14 protein-coding genes and 1 riboswitch are annotated in these 15,728 nt (G+C 73.0%); of the genes, 6 read left to right on the top strand and 8 right to left on the bottom strand.

What is annotated here, in order from left to right; all coding sequences use genetic code 11:
• Positions 1-8: 8 nt before the first annotated feature.
• The 5 genes from PVK37_RS03865 to PVK37_RS03845 form a co-directional block, all read right to left on the bottom strand.
• Positions 9-1,220 (bottom strand): TadE/TadG family type IV pilus assembly protein, encoded by a 1,212-nt coding sequence (locus PVK37_RS03865; protein ID WP_275032324.1) that lies wholly within the window; start codon positions 1,218-1,220, stop codon positions 9-11.
• The gene (locus tag PVK37_RS03860; protein ID WP_275032323.1) at positions 1,208-1,636 is read right to left on the bottom strand and encodes a TadE/TadG family type IV pilus assembly protein; all 429 of its coding nucleotides are present in this window, start codon (positions 1,634-1,636) and stop codon (positions 1,208-1,210) included. Before PVK37_RS03860 ends, PVK37_RS03865 begins: the two co-directional genes overlap by 13 nt.
• Positions 1,633-1,785, bottom strand: coding sequence for a hypothetical protein (locus tag PVK37_RS03855; RefSeq protein WP_275032322.1), 153 nt, complete (start codon positions 1,783-1,785; stop codon positions 1,633-1,635). Before PVK37_RS03855 ends, PVK37_RS03860 begins: the two co-directional genes overlap by 4 nt.
• 76 nt (positions 1,786-1,861) lie before the next feature.
• Positions 1,862-2,056, bottom strand: coding sequence for a Flp family type IVb pilin (locus PVK37_RS03850; protein ID WP_275032321.1), 195 nt, complete (start codon positions 2,054-2,056; stop codon positions 1,862-1,864).
• A 342-nt stretch (positions 2,057-2,398) separates the two neighbouring features.
• Complete coding sequence (locus PVK37_RS03845) at positions 2,399-3,142, bottom strand: A24 family peptidase (protein WP_275032320.1); 744 nt, start codon at positions 3,140-3,142, stop codon at positions 2,399-2,401.
• Positions 3,143-3,288: 146 nt separating this feature from the next.
• A riboswitch (SAM riboswitch) is annotated at positions 3,289-3,424 on the top strand.
• Positions 3,425-3,435: 11 nt separating this feature from the next.
• Here PVK37_RS03845 and thrC point away from each other — a divergent pair.
• Together thrC and PVK37_RS03835 are read left to right on the top strand one after the other, a co-directional pair.
• Positions 3,436-4,722 carry a threonine synthase gene (gene thrC / locus PVK37_RS03840; RefSeq protein WP_275032319.1) on the top strand — a complete coding sequence of 429 codons (1,287 nt, stop codon included), beginning with the start codon at positions 3,436-3,438 and terminating at the stop codon, positions 4,720-4,722.
• Positions 4,723-5,033: 311 nt separating this feature from the next.
• Positions 5,034-6,056, top strand: coding sequence for a GNAT family N-acetyltransferase (locus tag PVK37_RS03835; protein ID WP_275032317.1), 1,023 nt, complete (start codon positions 5,034-5,036; stop codon positions 6,054-6,056).
• Here the strand turns inward: PVK37_RS03835 and PVK37_RS03830 are convergent.
• Complete coding sequence (locus tag PVK37_RS03830) at positions 5,995-6,600, bottom strand: hypothetical protein (RefSeq protein ID WP_275032316.1); 606 nt, start codon at positions 6,598-6,600, stop codon at positions 5,995-5,997. The two genes, PVK37_RS03835 and PVK37_RS03830, sit on opposite strands and share 62 nt — an antisense overlap.
• A gap of 198 nt (positions 6,601-6,798) precedes the next feature.
• On the opposite strand from PVK37_RS03830, the gene paaN reads away from it, so the two are divergent.
• Entirely contained in the window at positions 6,799-8,472 is a 1,674-nt protein-coding gene (gene paaN / locus PVK37_RS03825) for a phenylacetic acid degradation protein PaaN (protein ID WP_275034942.1), read from the top strand.
• Positions 8,473-8,533: 61 nt separating this feature from the next.
• On the opposite strand, the gene PVK37_RS03820 is transcribed toward paaN, so the two are convergent.
• Positions 8,534-9,124, bottom strand: coding sequence for a GNAT family N-acetyltransferase (locus PVK37_RS03820; protein WP_275032315.1), 591 nt, complete (start codon positions 9,122-9,124; stop codon positions 8,534-8,536).
• A 226-nt stretch (positions 9,125-9,350) separates the two neighbouring features.
• Here PVK37_RS03820 and PVK37_RS03815 point away from each other — a divergent pair, with 226 nt between their 5' ends.
• The 3 genes from PVK37_RS03815 to PVK37_RS03805 all read left to right on the top strand — a co-directional run bounded on the left by PVK37_RS03815 (position 9,351) and on the right by PVK37_RS03805 (position 13,132).
• Positions 9,351-9,554, top strand: coding sequence for a cold-shock protein (locus tag PVK37_RS03815; RefSeq protein WP_013288855.1), 204 nt, complete (start codon positions 9,351-9,353; stop codon positions 9,552-9,554).
• A gap of 1,173 nt (positions 9,555-10,727) precedes the next feature.
• Positions 10,728-12,350: a chaperonin GroEL gene (gene groL, locus PVK37_RS03810; protein ID WP_275032314.1), complete on the top strand. Its 1,623-nt coding sequence runs from the start codon at positions 10,728-10,730 to the stop codon at positions 12,348-12,350.
• Positions 12,351-12,568: 218 nt separating this feature from the next.
• Positions 12,569-13,132, top strand: coding sequence for a histidine phosphatase family protein (locus tag PVK37_RS03805; RefSeq protein WP_275032313.1), 564 nt, complete (start codon positions 12,569-12,571; stop codon positions 13,130-13,132).
• 10 nt (positions 13,133-13,142) lie between these two features.
• Here PVK37_RS03805 and PVK37_RS03800 read toward each other — a convergent pair whose 3' ends face one another.
• A complete protein-coding gene (locus tag PVK37_RS03800) occupies positions 13,143-15,608 on the bottom strand; it encodes a S8 family serine peptidase (protein WP_275032312.1) in 2,466 nt (821 codons plus the stop codon).
• Positions 15,609-15,728 lie beyond the last annotated feature (120 nt).

The following is a 15,728-nucleotide window of genomic DNA, read 5'->3' as shown; positions in this document are numbered from 1 at the left end:
CCTCGGCGTCAGCCGATGAGGGTGATGACGGTGGCGCCGACGCTGTCCAGGTCGCCGATGGGCACCGGCCCGGGCACCCGGACGTCGACGAAGTAGCCGAAGATGCAGCGTTCCTGGCCGGTGCACGGCGACTCACCGGTCAACCAGGACGCCTTCTGGCGGCCCCGCCCGTTGCCGAAGAAGTAACCGGTGGGCACGAAGGCCTCCATGCTGCCGATCTCGTACCGGGCGTTGCGGCCGGTGCCGGTGACCCGGTCGTGGATCGGCACGAACAGCGTCCGGGCGTCCGCCGCGCTGCCGGTCACCGAGTCGAGCAGGTCCAGGCAGGGGGCCGGCACGTTGTTGCCGGGGTCGGCGGTGAAGGTCTCCGTGTCGCAGTCGCTGCTGCTGCCGTCGTCCAGCCAGCCGAAGCCCCCGGGCCGGTCCCAACCCGAGGGGCCCTGCTCGCACGCGGGGTTGCCCTGCGCGTCGTGCAGCTTCAACACCACCTCGTACCGGTCCGCCGGCACCGGGTTCGGCGGGTACGGCGGCGCGGCCGGGAAGTCGGTGCCGTCGGCGGTGGCGAGGTTCCACTCGCAGCGGGAGAAGGTGACCGACAGGCCGGCCCGGGGCGCACCCCAGCTCACCCGGGCACACGCGCCGACCGTCGCGCCCCGGTAGCCGCCGTTGCCGAGCAGCGTCTGCGCGAACGTCGGCGGGAGCAGGGTGGAGCCGTCGGCCAGCGCGGTCGTGGTGCGTACCTCCAGCCAGGGCTGACCGCCGGCCGGCGGGTCGCCGATGCACCGGGTCAGGTTGTCGGCGGCCGGCACGTCGGCGCAGGGCACCAGGTCCAGCAGGCCGGGCACCGAACCGCAGACGGTCACCCCGGCCGCGCCGTCGCCGGCGTTCCGGTCGGCGGCGTACTCGCCGGCCAGGGTGCTCCGTTCGACGTCGGTGCAGGCGGCCAGGTCGTCGGCGCAGGCGCGGGCGACGGCCAGCGCCGCCGCGTCCGCGCCGGTCTGGAGTTCCTCGCGCTCGACGTAGAGCCGGCCGACGTCGATGACCAGGGCGAGCATGCCGAGCAGCACACCCCCGGCGAGGAGTACGCCGAAGACGGTCGCCACCGCTCCCCGGTCGTCGTCGCGCAGCCGGCGGGTCAGCGCAGGCCCGGCAGCGTGGCGCAGCCGGCGGGTCAGCGCAGGCCCGGCAGCGTGGCGCGGCGGGCGGGTCAGCGCAGACATGGCATCACCCCGTGACCCCGCAGGACCACGCCGTCACCGAATCCGGCCAGGGCGGCGAGCGGCGTGACGAAGCTGAAGTCGTAGGTGACGTCGACGATCGCGTCGTCGTCCGATCCCGGGCTGGCCGGGCAGTCCTGGATGGTCCGGCCGACGGCGCCGACGGGCCGGCTCGCCTCGGTGACCCGGGCGTCGCCCTGGTCGGCGTCGACCAGCGCGGTGGCGCGGGCCCCCTCGCGGGCGGCCTGGTTGACGGTGAGCTGGGCGTTCAACATCCGTCCGAAGTCGATCAGGCCGAAGACGATCAGCAGGACGACCGGCAGCAGCAGCGCGAACTCCACCGCCGCCGAGCCCCGGTCCGCCGTCCGGTCGGGGTCGGTCGTCCGGCCGGTCGGCGTTCCGCGCGCACCCGGCCTCACCGCAGTGTCTCGTTCGCGGAGACGAACAGACCGAGCACCGCTTCGCCGAAGAGCAGCACCGCCACCGCCACCGCCACCGCGACGAAGGCGGCCAGCAGCGCGTACTCGCTGGAGGTGGCACCCTCGTCACCACGGAGAACCTTGTCCACGAAGCTCCTCGCTCCGGTGCTGGGGGGACGGGTGGTGGCCCGCCCCCCGGCCCTGATCCGACGGGTCAGCGGGTTCCTAGCTGGTGCTGCACGCCGCGTCCGACGGGTTGGTGACGCAGTCCTTGGCGTCGGTGAACTTGTCGTCCAGGGCACCGCCGAGCAGGAAGACGGTGGCGGCGATCGCCACCGCGATCAGCGCGACGAGCAGTCCGTACTCGACGGCGGTCGCGCCGTCGTCGCGGCGGCGCAGTTTCGACACGAGCTTGTTCACTACGGATTTCCTCTCCCAGAACACCCGCGGGGGTGACGATGAGTAACCAGGCGCAAAGCTGTTACCTGCGGTTATGCAGGGGATCAGTGGCGGTGGCAACGGAATGTGAACATGCTTCGGGCGGCGCGGGTCACCTTCCATCGGCTCATCCCGGCGTGATGAACGGATCGGCGTCGCGGCCGGTCAGTCCAGGTCAAGAAGATGGTCGGCCTGACCTGCGCCGATGCTCGGCTCAACCGCCCGGGATGGTCGGTCCGGCCGGGGCCGATGGTCGGTCCGGCCGCCCGCGCTGGTCGGCCTGACCAGGGCTGATGGTCGGCTCAGCGGGTCACGATGGTCGGCTCAGCCGGCCGCGATGGTCGGCCAGCCGCCGACCGCCAGGACGGCCAGCAGGGCGCCGACCAGGAGGGCCGGCCCGAACGGCACCTTCGACCGCCAGCCGACCCGCCGGACGGCCAGCAGCACCAGCAGCACGGGGGCGTTCACCACCCAGGGCAGCACCACGCCCAGCACCACCGCGTCCCAGCCCAGCCAGCCCAGATACCAGCCGAGCAGCGCGCCGACCTTCGCGTCCCCGAAACCGAAACCGGCACCGGGCAGCAGCACCAGGCCGGTGAGGAGCACGCCGACCGCCAGACAGCCGAGCAGCCCGCGCAGCCAGTCGTCCCACCCGCCGGTGACCAGGGCCACCACTGCGAGCAGCGCCGGGGTGACCGCCAGCGCCGGCAGCACCACCTGGTCGGGCAGCCGGTGGCAGGCCACGTCGACGACGGCCAGCAGCACCCCGAGCACCGCGAGGGCCAGGAACAGCGGGAGCACGGCCACCGGACCGAGCGCCGCGCCGAGCAGTCCACCGGCCAGCCCGGCCACCGGGGCGGTCAGCCAGCGGGAGACCGACGTCCGGTGCCCGCAGTCAGGGCCGGCCGTCCAGCCCCGCAGGCCCGGTGCCAACGGGGTGCCACACTCCGTGCACTCCCGGCGTGCCGGTTCGCCGTACGGCACCGCCAACCGGTACGCGACCGTCGGCACGAACGCGCCCGCCACCGCACACCCCAGCGCCGCCGCCCCGACCACCACCGCCGACATGCGCCGCACCCTATCGCCATCGGCGGCGCGCCGGAGGCCGGCGACGTCATGATCGTTTTGAGCGGACGGTGCGGGCTGGCTCACACCGTGGGAAGAGGGCTCGGCAGGAGCCGGGCGCGCTCGTAGACTCGGCCGTACAACTGCATACCTCATCCAGAGGGGCTGAGGGATACGGCCCGACGACGCCCCGGCAACCACCCCGCGTGCTCAGAGCTGAGCGCCGAGCGGGGCAGGTGCCAAATCCGTCCCCGCCGCACGGTGCGATGCGGGGAAAGATGAGAGGACTCCTCGACATGACGTCGACGACCGTCGCCCCCGGCATCGACACCACCACCAGCCCCGCCCGCGCCCTGGTCTGTCGCGCCTGTTCCGCCCGGTACCCGCTGGCCGCCCAACACGCCTGCTACGAGTGTTTCGGCCCGCTGGAGGTCGACTACGACACCGCCGCGCTGGCCCGGGTCACCCGCGAGCAGATCGAGGCCGGCCCGCAGAACCTCTGGCGGTACGCCGCCCTGCTGCCCGCCGGCCAGGACCCGGCCACCCGGGTCACCCTCGACCCGGGACTGACCCCGCTGGTCGCCGCCGGCAACCTCGCCGCCGAGCTGGGCATCACCGCCCCGCTCTGGGTCAAGGACGACAGCGCCAACCCGACCCACTCGTTCAAGGACCGGGTCGTGTCGGTGGCGCTGACCGCCGCCCGTGCGCTCGGCTTCACCCGCTTCGCCTGCGCCTCGACCGGCAACCTCGCCAACTCGGTGGCCGCGCACGCCGCCCGCGCCGGGGTGCCCTCGGTGGTCTTCATCCCCAGCGACCTGGAGCAGGGCAAGGTGGTCACCACCGCCGTGTACGGCGGCGAGCTGGTCGCCATCGACGGCTCGTACGACGACGTGAACCGGCTCTGCGGTGAGCTGGTCGAGACCGACGAGTTCGAGGACACCGCCTTCGTCAACGTCAACGTCCGCCCCTACTACGCCGAGGGCTCCAAGACCCTCGGGTACGAGGTCGCCGAGCAGCTCGGTTGGCGGATCCCGGCCCAGGTGGTCATCCCGATGGCCAGCGGTGAACTGCTCACCAAGGTCGACAAGGCGTTCAGCGAGCTGGTGGAGATCGGCCTGGTCGAGGCCCCGGCCGGCGGCTGGAAGGTGTTCGGCGCGCAGTCGGCCGGCTGTAACCCGATCGCCACCGCCCTGCACGCCGACTCCGACACCATCACCCCGGTCAAGCCGACCGGCATCGCCAAGTCGCTGAACATCGGCGACCCGGCGGCCGGGCTCTATGCCCTGGAGGCGGTACGCCGTACCGGTGGCTGGATGGAGTACGCCGACGACGACGAGATCCGTGACGGTATCCGGCTGCTGGCCCGCACCACCGGGGTGTTCGCCGAGACGGCGGGTGGGGTGACCGTGGCGGTCCTGCGCAAGCTGGTCGCCTCCGGTCGGCTCGACCCGGCCGCCGAGACGGTGGTCTTCAACACCGGCGAGGGGCTCAAGACCATCGACGCGGTCGCCGGCCAGGTCGGGCCGACCCACCGGATCCGGCCGTCGCTGCGGGCCGCCCGGGACGCCGGTCTGCTCGGCTGACCCGGTATCGTCCTGCCGGAGTCCGGGTGACTGGCCGGTCGGGCGTGTCGACTCGCCCGAACGGGGGATCGGGTCGATCCGTCGGGTAACCGACCGTTCGCCCACGGTACGAAAAACCCCCCGCCGAGGACTTGACGGCAGCAACCGGACGGGCGCAAGATGCTTCGTGCGGGAGGGCGTTCGCCGGAGACTTTTCAAGCCTTACGACCCAACGCCGGAGGCGTTGTGCGATCGTCCCTCCCGACCAAGCTTCCCGGGCCGGCGATGAAAATCGCTGGCCCGTTTGCTGTCGGTCCCGCACCCTCGTCGGCATGAGCCTCGTGATCGCGCCCCTCGACCCGTCCGATCCGGCCGCGATCGACGCGGCCCTCCAGGTGACCGAACCCGCCCGCATGGTCGACGTACCCGACTTCGCGCCGCGTACCCACGTACAGTTCGCGGCCCTGCTCCGACACCCGATGCCGGGCCGGGAACAGCGGTCCGCCCTGGCGACGCTCGACGGTGTACCCGTCGGATACCTGGAACTACGGATGTCCCACCTGGAGAATCCGGACAACGCCGGTGTCGAACTGGTGGTGCACCCGGCGTACCGGCGCCGGGGTTTCGGCCGGGCGCTGCTCGAGTACGCCATCCGGACGCTGCGTGAGCTGGGCCGTAAACGGTTGATCGGGCCGACCGTCGGCCCGCTGCCCGGGGGCGTGTACCGGCCGGACCACGGCCGTGGGTTCGCGGCCACGGTCGGTGCCAAACCGGCCCTGCCCGAGGTCCGCCGCCGGTTGGAGATCGCCAACCTCGACCACGCCGCCCTGGACGCCCTGGTGGCCGACGCCTGCAACCGGGCGGCCGGTTACCGCACGGTCTGCTGGCAGGAGACCACGCCGGAGGAGTACCTCGACGACGTCGCCTACCTCGACAGCCGGCTCATCCTGGACGCGCCTCTCGGTGACCTCACCATGGAGCCGGACCGGGTCGACGCCGAGCGCATCCGGGGCACCGAACGGGTCCTGGCGGCCCGGGGGCGACGCGCCTACCACCACGGCGTCCTGCACGAGGCGACCGGCCGGGTGGTCGCCTGGACGATGCTCGACCTGCACCCCACCGAACTCCCGTGGCAGTCCTTCCAGCAGATCACCATCGTCGACCCCGAGCACCGGGGCCACCGGCTCGGCCTGCTCTGCAAGATCGAGAACCTGCGGTACGCGCTGGCCCACGAGCCCCAGCTCCGGGTGATCGACACCTGGAACGCGGCCAGCAACTCCTACATGATCGCGGTCAACGAGCAGATGGGCTTCCGGGCCGTCGACGCCTGGATGGAGTGGCAGCTCGACTTCTGACCACCGCCGCCAGCGCGGCACCGCCGGCCTGGTGACAGCCGTCGACCCGCTGGCTGCCAGCGGCCCGCTGGTCGCCGCCGGGCCGGCGGGTCCGCAGGGCCGCCAGCCACGGGCGCAGGGCCGGCTCGGGATATCCGCCGGCGGCCAGGCCGGCCCGCCGCTCGAACACGTTCCTGCCGCCGTACCCGCCGGTCAACGCGACCGACCAGGCGCAGGCCAGCCAGTACGCCGGCCAGAACAGCGGGCCGAGCCAGGCGTACTGGCCGGCGTGCCGCCGTTCGTGTCCGAGCAGGTCGGCCCGTGCCGGGTGCAGCAGCCACTCGGGCGGCCGGCGGGTCAGCACCACCGAACCGACCGTGAAGCACTGCTGCCGGGGCACCGGCAACCGGTACCGTCCGGCGACGATCAACCCGTCCGGCGTACGCCGCCGGGTGGTCCGGGCCAGCACCGCCAGCGCCAGGCCCACCACCGTGGTGCCGTTGAGCCAGGTGGCCGTGGTCCGCGCCCGCTGCCGCAGGCCGTCCCCCGTCGCGTGACCGCCCACCGCCGGTCGCCGTTCCTCTGCCGGTCGCCGTTCCTCTGCCGGTCGCCGTTCCTCTGCCGACCGCTGTTCCCCGGTCGGTCGCCGTCCCCTGTCGTGTCGCTCCCGCCGCACCGGTCAAGGATGCGCCGGACCACCGCCCCCGGCCACCCGACCAACGGCTCCTACCGGCCGGTCCGGGGCTGCGGCATGATGGCGGGCATGACGGAGACCCCGCATCCCCTGTACGCCACGCACGCCGACACCCTCGCCCGGGCGCTGACCGCGATCACGGAGCGCGGGTACTGGTCCGCCTACCCCGAATCCCCGAGCCCTCGGGTGTACGGCGAGACCGCCGCCGCCGACGGCCGGGCCGCCTTCGAGGCGTACCTCGGCGCGGACTTCCCCCTCGACCAGCCGGGCACCGGCGACCGGGTCGCCACCGAGGCGAGCCCGTTCGGGGTGCCCCTGGACGTGCGCTACCCGCACGCCAGCGCCGACGAACTGGTGGCCGCCGCCTCCGCCGCCCTGCCCGGCTGGCGGGACGCCGGCCCGCAGGCGCGTACCGGAGTCTGCCTGGAGATCCTGGCCCGGCTGCACCGGCGCATCTTCGAGCTGGCGAACGCGGTGCAGTACACCAGCGGGCAGGCGTTCGTGATGGCGTTCCAGGCCGGCGGCGCGCACGCGCTGGACCGGGCGCTGGAGGCGGTCGCGTACGCGTACGCCGAGATGACCCGGCACCCGGGGACGGCCCGGTGGGAGAAGCCGGTCGGCAAGGGCGAGCCGCTGCGGATGACCAAGACCTTCCACGTGGTGCCCCGGGGCGTCGCCCTGGTGATCGGCTGCAACACCTTCCCGACCTGGAACTCGTACCCCGGGCTGTTCGCCTCGCTGGTCACCGGCAACCCGGTGATCGTGAAGCCGCACCCGCGTGCGGTGCTGCCGCTGGCGATCACCGTCAAGGTGGCCCGGGAGGTGCTCGCCGAGGCCGGTTTCGACCCGAACCTGGTCCTGCTGGCCGCCGAGACCCCCGGCGAGAAGCTCGCCTCCGACCTGGCCCTGCACCCCGGCGTGAAGATCGTCGACTTCACCGGCTCCACCGAGTACGGCGACTGGCTGGAGCGGCACGCCCGGCAGGCGGCGGTCTACACCGAGAAGGCCGGGCTGAACACGGTCGTCATCGACTCCACCGACGACTTCGCCGGCATGTGCCGCAACCTCGGGTTCACGCTGACCCTCTACAGCGGCCAGATGTGCACCACCTCGCAGAACATCCTCATCCCCGCCGACGGGATCGACACCGACCAGGGGCACAAGAGCTTCGACGAGGTCGCGGCGGGCATCGCCGCGGCGGTCGGCAAGCTCACCGCCGACCCGGCCCGCGCCGTCGAGCTGACCGGCGCGATCGTCAACGACGGGGTGCTGGACCGGCTGGACGAGGCCGGCAAGCTCGGTGACGTCGTACTGGAGTCGCGTCCGCTGGAACACCCGGCGCACCCCGACGCGGTGGTCCGTACGCCGACCATCGTCAAGCTGGACGCGGACGCCACCGCGACCTACGGCAAGGAGTGGTTCGGGCCGATCTCCTTCGTCATCGCCACCGGGTCGACGGCGCGGAGCCTGGAGATCCTGCGTACCACGGTCGGCCAGAAGGGCGCGCTGACCGCCGCGGTCTACTCCACCGACGAGGCGGTGCTGGACGCGGCCGAGGCGGCGGCCGTCGATGCCGGTGTGCACCTGTCCGCCAACCTGACCGGCGGCGTCTTCGTCAACCAGTCGGCGGCCTACTCCGACTTCCACGGCAGCGGAGCCAACCCGGCCGCCAACGCCGCCCTCACCGACGGCGCGTACGTCGCCAACCGGTTCCGGATCGTCCAGAGCCGCCGCCCCGCCTGACCGGGCACCGTGGGGGTCCTTCCCGGGTCCGCGAAGGGCCCCCACCCGGCGTCCCGACCGGTCAGGCCGCCCGGCGCATCTGGAGTTCCCACAGCGCCGGGATCGTGGGGTGCGGGACACGTATCCCGGTGTCGGTGAAGCCCAGCCGCCGGTACGCCCGGTACGCCCGGTCGTTGCCGACCACCACCTCCAGCATCAGCTGCGGCCGACCGCACGCGCGGGACCAGGCCCCGACGCCGTCGACCAGGTCCGCCAGCAGCCCGGTGCCGCGCCAGGTCGGCGTGACGTAGACCGCGAACACCACGGTCACGTCCGGCTCGTCAGCTGCGGCGACGCCGCCCGCGTGGCCGACCAGTCGGTGTCCCCGCCGGTCTCCCCGGCCGCCTGCCGGGTGGTCTCCCGCATGGTCTCCCGGATGGTCCTGTGGCTCGGCGACGAACTGTGCCGTGTGCGAGCCACGCGAGGTGTACGCGATCCGCGCGGCGTACTCGGCGTGCGGACGGGCCGCGGCGTCCGCGAGCGTCTCCAGGAAGGCCAGTGGCGCGTCGGCGAGCATCTCCAGCCGCAGTGCCCGGACCCGGGCGGCGTCGGCCGGACGCACCCGGCGGACCGTGGCGGTGCCCGGGGCTGACCTGGCCGGATTTTGCGTCATGTCCGAATGCCTACCGCAGCGATGCTGGCCGATGCCCTCCCGGGTCGAGAGCTGCCCGTTACGCCCCATTTTGGGGTCGTGCGCTGCGGTCACGCTTCGTGTAGCGTGCGATTTCGGTCACCGTACATCGGCCGCTCCCGGCCGGTGTGAAACACGGTTGTTCCGATGCCGGCTGCCCGCTGGCGTCGGGGGTTGCGTGTCGCCCAGCGAAGTGAGGAAGTGCACCGTGGCGCAAGGCACCGTCAAGTGGTTCAACGCCGAAAAGGGCTACGGCTTCATCGCCGTCGACGGAGGGCAGGACGTCTTCGTCCACTTCTCCGCGATCGAGATGGACGGCTACAAGGCGCTGGACGACGGGCAGCGGGTCGAGTTCGAGATCGCTCAGGGGCAGAAGGGCCCGCAGGCCGAGCGGGTGCGCGTCATCGCCTGAGCGCCGACCACGGGGGTGGCGGGGCGGTGACGACGCCGTCGCGCCGAAGCAGACGGGGTCGTTCGGTGACGAACGCCAGAGGCGTCCGTGCCCGACCGGCCCACGTGGAGTCCGCCCGGATCCGAACCGTCGGAGCCGGGCGAACCGCGATCGACGGGTTACGGGCCTGACATCGGCCGATGCCGCCAACGGCCTGTGCCCTGCCGGTTCTGTGTCTGCTCCGATGGCCGCAGGGAGCGGGCCAGCGCGGCACGTTTGCTGCGCGGCGTCTGCCCTGCCGGTTCTGTGTCTGCTCCGACGGCTCTGAGCCGGCTCTGCTGGTCTGTGTCCGCCTGCCGGTTCTGGGCTCGTTGGCCGTGGCGGGCGGGCGGACCCGGTGTGCACCCTGGGGTGCGTGGGTGGATCACCCTCGTCCGGGTCGGGTGCCCTGGACTCTGGCTGGCCATCTCCCGACACTGGACCGCCGGTCCGGCGTCGCCTGTCGCCTGTCGCCTGGCCCCGAGACCTCTCACCCATTCCCGGCGTCCGCCTCTCACCTCGCCCGGGGCCTCTCGCCTTGCCCTGGGCTTCCTGCCTTGCCCGGGGCGTCTTTGCCTCGCCCGGGTCTCTCGCCTCGCCCCGGCCTCTTGCCTCGCCCGGGTCTCTCGCCTCGCCCAGCCTCTTGCCCGGCTCTGGGGCGCACTCCTCTGCGCCCGGCCGGGCCGGTCGCCTGGTACTGAAGGCCGCTTTCCGTCCGTGGTTGTGCTGCCTGGCCCGTCGCTGCTTACCTGTCGTTCCGCTCGGCTCGTCGTTCCGCTTGGCCCGTCGCTGCTTGGCCGATCGTGGCCGTGCTACTCGGCCCGTCGTCCCCTTCGGCTCCGGCTCCCGTCAGCGCCGGGTGGAGGTGGCGGGGACGGGAGAGGGGGGCGGAGAGCGATCGTGCTTGCACTCGGCAGGGGAGAGTGCTAAACAAGTCATTGGCACTCGCATGATGTGAGTGCCAATGGTCGGGGCGGTAGGGCCACGGCCACGCGGCGCGAGCGGCGTGGCACATGGCCGGTCGTCGCGGGCTATCCGGCCCGGCCGACGGACGTCGTCGTCGCCAGGTGGCGACGTCCCAAGGTGCGTACACCAGGCGGCCCATCCGGGACACACACTCGGGTGGCCCGTGAGTGTCCAGGAGGACAACGCCGTATGGCCAAGATGATCGCGTTCGACGAGGAGGCCCGCCGGGGCCTCGAGCGGGGCATGAACCAGCTCGCCGACGCCGTGAAGGTGACCCTCGGCCCCAAGGGCCGTAACGTCGTGCTCGAGAAGAAGTGGGGTGCCCCCACCATCACCAACGATGGTGTGAGCATCGCCAAGGAGATCGAGCTCGAGGACCCGTACGAGAAGATCGGTGCCGAGCTGGTCAAGGAGGTCGCCAAGAAGACCGACGACGTGGCCGGCGACGGCACGACGACGGCGACCGTTCTGGCCCAGGCCCTCGTCCGCGAGGGTCTGCGCAACGTGGCCGCAGGTGCCAACCCGATGGCCCTGAAGCGGGGCATCGAGGCCGCCGTCTCCAGCGTCTCGGAGGAGCTGTCGAAGCTCGCCAAGGACGTGGAGACCAAGGAGCAGATCGCCTCCACCGCCTCCATCTCGGCTGGTGACAGCAGCGTCGGCGAGATCATCGCCGAGGCGATGGACAAGGTCGGCAAGGAAGGCGTCATCACCGTCGAGGAGAGCAACACCTTCGGGCTGGAGCTGGAGCTCACCGAGGGCATGCGCTTCGACAAGGGCTACATCTCCGCGTACTTCATGACCGACCCGGAGCGTATGGAGGCCGTCTTCGACGACCCGTACATCCTGATCGTCAACAGCAAGATCTCGTCGGTCAAGGACCTGCTCCCGATCCTGGAGAAGGTCATGCAGGGCGGCAAGCCGCTGCTGATCATCGCCGAGGACATCGAGGGCGAGGCCCTGGCCACCCTGGTCGTCAACAAGGTGCGGGGCACCTTCAAGTCGGTCGCCGTCAAGGCGCCGGGCTTCGGTGACCGCCGCAAGGCCATGCTGGGCGACATCGCCATCCTCACCGGTGGCCAGGTCATCAGCGAGGAGGTCGGCCTCAAGCTGGACGCCGTCGGCGTCGACATGCTGGGCCGGGCCCGCAAGGTCGTGGTGACCAAGGACGAGACCACCATCGTCGACGGTGCCGGTGACGCCGAGCAGATCCAGGGCCGGGTGAACCAGATCCGGGCCGAGATCGACAAGAGCGACTCCGACTACGACCGCGAGAAGCTGCAGGAGCGCCTGGCCAAGCTGGCCGGCGGTGTTGCGGTGATCAAGGTCGGCGCGGCCACCGAGGTCGAGCTGAAGGAGCGCAAGCACCGCATCGAGGACGCCGTCCGCAACGCGAAGGCCGCCGTCGAGGAGGGCATCGTCCCGGGTGGTGGCGTCGCGCTGGTGCAGGCCGGCAAGACCGCCTTCGACAAGCTCGACCTGGTCGGCGACGAGGCGACCGGTGCGCAGATCGTCAAGATCGCGCTGGACGCCCCGCTGCGTCAGATCGCCGTCAACGCCGGCCTCGAGGGTGGCGTCGTCGTGGAGCGGGTCCGCAACCTCGACGCGGGTCACGGCCTCAACGCCGCGACCGGCGAGTACGTGGACCTGCTGGCCGCCGGCATCATCGACCCGGCCAAGGTGACCCGGTCGGCGCTGCAGAACGCCTCGTCGATCGCGGCGCTCTTCCTCACCACCGAGGCTGTCGTGGCCGACAAGCCGGAGAAGACCCCGGCCGCCCCGGCTGGCCCGGGTGGCGGGGACATGGACTTCTGAGTCCGGTTCCGACACACGCCGAAAGGGCGGGCCGCGTCAGCGGCCCGCCCTTTCCGCTGCCCGGGCTCCGATGCGACCGGGGCGGGACCGGGGCAGCCCGGTTCGGCTCCCGGCCCCGGAACGGCCCCAGCCCCGCAGCCCGTCGAGGGCGCGAACCGGTCCGGACGGCCGCGAGCGGGTGGCGAGCCCAGGGGAGCTGTCGTCAGTAGCATCGCCTCATGCCGACTGAGATCGTCTTCGAGACGCACTCGTGGAGCGAGGACAACGAGCGAGGTCTTGCCACCGGATGGCTGCCGGGTCGGTTGTCCGCCAGGGGACGGGCACTGGCAGCCGAACTCGGTCGGCGCAGGCGGAGCGACGGCATCGTGGCGGTGTTCGTCTCGGACCTGGGACGGGCGGTGGAGACGGCCGACGTGGCCTTCGCGGGAACCACGATTCCGGTGCTGCACGACTGGCGGCTGCGGGAGTGTGACTACGGGGAGCGGAACGGCATGCCGGCCGCCGAACTGCACGGCCGGCGCAGCCGGTACCTCGACCGTCCCTACCCCGGTGGTGAGAGCTGGCGACAGGCCGTGCACCGGGTCGGGCGCTTTCTCGACGACCTGTCGCTGCGGTGGGCGGGCCAACGGGTCCTGGTGATCGGACACGTCGCCACCCGGTGGGGCCTCGACCATCGGATCGACGGGGCCCGGCTGGAGGACCTGGTGGACGCCGACTTCGGCTGGCGCGAGGGCTGGGAGTACCGGATGACGGACCCCCACGATCCGCAGGACCCCCGCTAGGCCGGTCAGCTCACCCGCGCGCCGCCCGGACGGCGGCGTACGCGTCGACCAGGCCGGCGCCGGCGACGTCCTGTTCGTCGCCGCAGGGGCGGGCAGCCTCGGTGGAGGTCCGGGGCAGCTGGACCGGGGTGGCGGTGTCCCGGAGGAGTCGCCGGGTGCGCTCCAGGTCGCCGACGAGCGCCGGGTTCGCCGACCACATCAGCGCCACCACCCCGGCCACCTGCGGCGTCGCCATCGAGGTGCCGTCCAGCAGGGAGTACCCGCCGCCCGGCATCGCCGAGCGGACCGCCGCGCCGGGAGCCACCAGGTCCGGCTTGCCGCCACCGGGTACCGGGCCACGGCTGGAGAAGTCGGTGACCCGGCGGGACCGGTCGACCGCGCCGACGGTGAACACCTCCGGGTACATCGCCGGCGGGTCGTCGATGGAGGCGCAGGACGGGCCGGTGTTGCCGGCCGCCGCCACCACGAAGACGCCGGCCGCCTCGAAGGCGGTGGCGGCCGGGCGCAGCGCGGCCGGGTCGCAGCCCTCGATGATCGGGCAGCCCCACGAGTTGGTCAGCACCTGCGGTGCCCGTTCCGGCCGGCCGTCGGTGAACGGGTCACCGCCGGGCGGGAACGGGGCCAGCATGAACTGGAGACAGTCCAGGTAGCGGGCCGGGCTGCCGAGGTTACGGTCGAGGTTCACGCAGCTCGTCCAGGTCGCCCCGGGCGCGACGCCGATGCCGCCCCGGCCGACCGCGCTGCCCAGGGTGTGCGTACCGTGCCCGCCCTTGTCCCGTGGCGTGCGGCTGGCGTCCCACGGGTCGTACCAGGAGTCGTCGCCGCCCCGGAAACCGGCGGACAGGGCCGGATGCCCGGCGTCCGCCCCGGAGTCCGAGCTGCCCACGGTGATCCCGGCCCCCTCCACGCCCAGCTCCGACCAGACCCGGTCCGCGCCGATCATGCGGATGTTCCACTCCGGGCCGGTCGGGGCTGTGGCGTCACCCCGGCTGGTACCGGCCGGGGCCGGCAACGGACGCAGCCGCTGGCTGACCAGCACCCGGTCCACCTCGGGACGGCTGGACAGCCAGGTGCGGATTCCCGGCCCGCCGTCCACCTCGATCGCGTTGACCAGGTAGTACGACGTGTACGACAGCCGGACCCGGTCCAGGCTGCGGCGCAGGTCGGCCTGGGTGCGGTCGGCGGTGGCGACCAGCCGCCGGTAGACCTCGCGGACCCGGGCGTCCCGCCCGGCCGGCCCGGTGCCGGTAGGGACGTCCCGCAGGTCGGCCTGCTCCCGCAACACCACCAGCAGGCGTTCGCCGTGCAGACCCGGTTTGCCGGGGCCGGCGTACACCAGGGCACCGGCGACCAGCAGGACCCCGACGGTGACCGCGGCGACCGTACGGGTGGGCGCGCGGCGGGGTAGCACGAGGCCGTACCCGACGGCGAGCCCGAGCGCGACGACCAGGCCGGCTCCGGCGGTCACCGCCACCCAGTACGGCACGTCCCGGGTGGTGGTCAGCAGCAGGCTGACCTCCTCCGGGTCGGTGCCGGCCAGCGGACCGAGGACCGCGAGCCCGACCAGCCAGCGCACCGGGGCGGAACCGGCCGGCCGGCCGGTGCGGTCGGTGGGAGCCTGGAGCGCGGCGAGCACGAAACCGACCGGCGGCAGCGTCAGCAGCAGGGCGAGCGAGGTACCGGAGTGTCCGGTGCCGGCGGCGAGCAGGAGCAGGGTCACCCCGGCGACCAGGCCACCGACCAGCACCAGCCGGGCCGGGCGGCGGTCGGGACCGGCCCCGAACGAGGTCCAGAACCCGACGTCCAGCAGGGCCCCGGCGAGCGCGCCGACGGCCGCCGCCGCGGCCACCGCGAGCACCGTCTCCAGCAGCCCGCCGAGTGCCCCCAGCCACAGCCAGGGCAGCAGCAGGACCAGACCGGCGGCGACCGCGAGCAGGGTGACCCCGCCGGTCCCGCCGGTACCACCCGGCTCGGTGACCTCGACGGTCCCGCCCGGCCCGCCGGACCGGCCTGGCCCGGTGGTTTCGGCCGCCGGGAGTCGGCGGCCCCGGGCGAGCAGGCGGGTGGCGACGACGGCGGTCAGCGCGGCGACGACGGCGAGCGCGGCGAGGTACGCCTCGTGGTGCACCGGCGGGATCGTCCGCAGCAGCCCGAGCGCGCCCAGCGCCAGTGCCCCGGCCAGCCAGCACCGGCCGGCGGTACGCACCGACCCGGAGCGGGGTACCAGGGCGAGCAGCAGGGCGGGCACCCCGACCAGGAGGATCGTCAGCAGCGACACCACCGGCCAGAGCCAGACCGGCCGGTCCGCCCCGGTGGCGAGCATGACCTGCTCGACCAGCCAGCCGACCACCTGCGGGAGCAGTACCACCGCGACGGTCCAGCAGCCGACCAGGACGGCCGCGACCACCGGCAACGCCCCGGGCGGGGCCGGCGCGGGCGGGGGTACGGGCGGTCCGAACGGGGGAGCGGGCTGCATGACCGTACGGTACGGCCCCGTTCCCGGGCGTGCCGCCCAGGTACGGGGCCGTCCCCGGGCGTGCCGGCCAGGTACGGCTCCGGACCGGAACGCGCCGGCCGGCTCCGGTGCGGTTCCGGT

It is taken from the genome of Micromonospora cathayae (genome assembly GCF_028993575.1).
Lineage (GTDB): Bacteria > Actinomycetota > Actinomycetes > Mycobacteriales > Micromonosporaceae > Micromonospora > Micromonospora cathayae.
The sequence above is the reverse complement of the archived record's forward strand: the minus strand, read 5'-3'. Positions and strand labels throughout refer to the sequence as shown.